Annotated in this window: 2 protein-coding genes; both read right to left on the bottom strand. The window is 59.2% G+C overall.

From position 1 onward, the window contains the following. A partial coding sequence (locus ACR0E6_RS20910) for a primase-helicase family protein (RefSeq protein WP_480586899.1) occupies positions 1 to 859 on the bottom strand: 859 nt, incomplete at its 3' end. Beyond that, positions 856 to 1866, bottom strand: a complete 1011-nt coding sequence (locus tag ACR0E6_RS20905) for a bifunctional DNA primase/polymerase (protein WP_480563882.1) — start codon at positions 1864 to 1866, stop codon at positions 856 to 858. The genes ACR0E6_RS20905 and ACR0E6_RS20910, both read right to left, overlap by 4 nt. Positions 1867 to 2003: the final 137 nt, after the last annotated feature.

The raw sequence follows: 2003 nt of genomic DNA, 5'->3' as shown, positions 1-2003 counted from the left end.
CGTCGGCAAACAGCATGATCGTGTCGCGCAGGTGCCCTGTGAACTTGCCCGTGACCTCGCCCTCGGATTGCGCGTGGTAGGAGTGGTGGTGCCCGTAAATGCCACACAGCGCGCGTCCGATGACACCCTTCCCTGCGCCGGGTTCGCCGTGGACGACGAGTGCGGTTCCGATGGGCATGTCCGCGTTCTGGACACCCCATGCCATCCACTTGATGATGTAGTCGGCGTGTTTCTGAACGCCTCTGGCCAGCACCTTGGTGATGTGGTCGATGATGATCTGGCAGTCGCCCTCTTTCGCCTCAACGCCCCAACCGGACCAAAGGTTCAGCGTGTTGTCGTTAGCGGTCTCGTTCACCGCTAGGCACACGCCGTCGGTGTAGGTGTCTCGGGCCGGATGCTCCAACCACCACTTGCCGATCCCTTTCTGGTTCCCGTCTATGTCCAGTTCTGGTGCCGGTGTGCTGCCGTAAAGGGCGACGATGTCGTGCGGCTTCGCAAACGTGCGGGACGTTCGGTCAAACACGACGGTTTTCCCGCTGACGCTGACCACCGCGTACCTGTCAAAGATCGTGCCGTACTTGCCCTTTGGCTTGTAGGTAAATTTGCCGGTGTCGGCGTCGTCTTGTTTCCGTCGTCGGACCATCTCGGCCTTCAACGCGTTCTTCAGGAACGTCTTGTTGGGAGCCAGCTTGCCAAAGTTCTTTTTCAGGTCTTCGACGGCTTCGGCAATGTCCACGTCAGCGGTCTTCTCGGTCAAACCTGCGTCAGCCCATTTGACGACCAGCGACTTGATCCGCTTCTTGATCTTCTCGATGTCCGTCGGTTCCTCACCCGGTTCTAGGCCGTCAAACCTGTTCATCCGCTCCCCCTGCGTTTTTGTATGAGTTGTTCGATTTGTTGGAGTTCATCTTCGGTGGCAGCGGTTATGAACTCCGCTACGGTTCTGGCCTCGCTGCGCGCCACACCGGCTTCGATGATCGCGTCGATGTCCTCGCGGGCCTTGGTGTAGTACCAGCGCGCGATGGCAGGCAGCCTGACGCGGTGTTTCTCGTAAAGTTCGGTGGTGATCGTCCCGCCTTGGTACGCGGCGATCAGGGCTGCGTGCATGAAGTCTTCGATGCTGTTGGTCTCGAATTTCCACCAGTTCGCGGCGATGAACGCGATTTTCTGAAAATGCTTGTGCAGTTCGTCGGGCTGGATCATCAGCTTGATCAGGACGTCAGCCAGCGTGTGCCAATCCTCAACCGTGCGCCCGTCCCGGTACTTGTGGAGACCAAGTTCGACGCCGCCACCCGTGCTGCCGTCTGCGTTGTTCGGGGCCTCGGGCCACTTGTCGCGTGGGGTGGTTTGGATGACTTCGTACCCCGGCGACGGTGGCACGATGACGTACCCGCCCTCTCCGCGCCGATCCACGCCCTTGTGGATGCCGCCTTGGGAGTTCCGCTCTCCGTTGAATTTGCAGTAGACGTGCAGACCACCGGACTGCGTTCGGACGATGGTTGAGGTCTGGTACGCGGCCTTGTTTGCGTTCCACCACTCCTGCGCGGCCAGTCCTTCGGCATGAATTTTTGGATTGTGGTGCCCGATCTTGCCCAGGTCGACGTCGACAACCGTTGCGCCTATGCCCTTGCCGGTCGGCATCCCGATCAGCGCGTTTGGCCAGCGGTTCCACCATTTGACCACCGTTTCGACATTGGACGTGGCATCCTTGTAGCCGTTTTTCGTGTGCGGCTTTTTGTGGTCTACCTTGTTTTCGGGAGTGTTGTAGCAGGGGAAAATCGGACAACCTGAAAGGGCCAACCTGCGCGCGGCCTGATGCAGTGGCTCGGCTTGCGGGGGTGGGTTAACTTCGGTATCTTCGGTCATTGAGGCACCTTGATTGCGAAAGGTGTTTGTCGATCCGCCGCCCGCGATTTGAACAACGGAGCCGAGAGTGTGTTGGTACAACCTTCCGGGTTCGCGCATTGCGGCACACCGTCACCCGATTTGGCGACCCATATATT

The organism is Ruegeria sp. AP12 (genome assembly GCF_056540025.1).
Note: the sequence above shows the minus strand (reverse complement) of the source record. Positions and strands in the feature narration are given on the sequence as shown.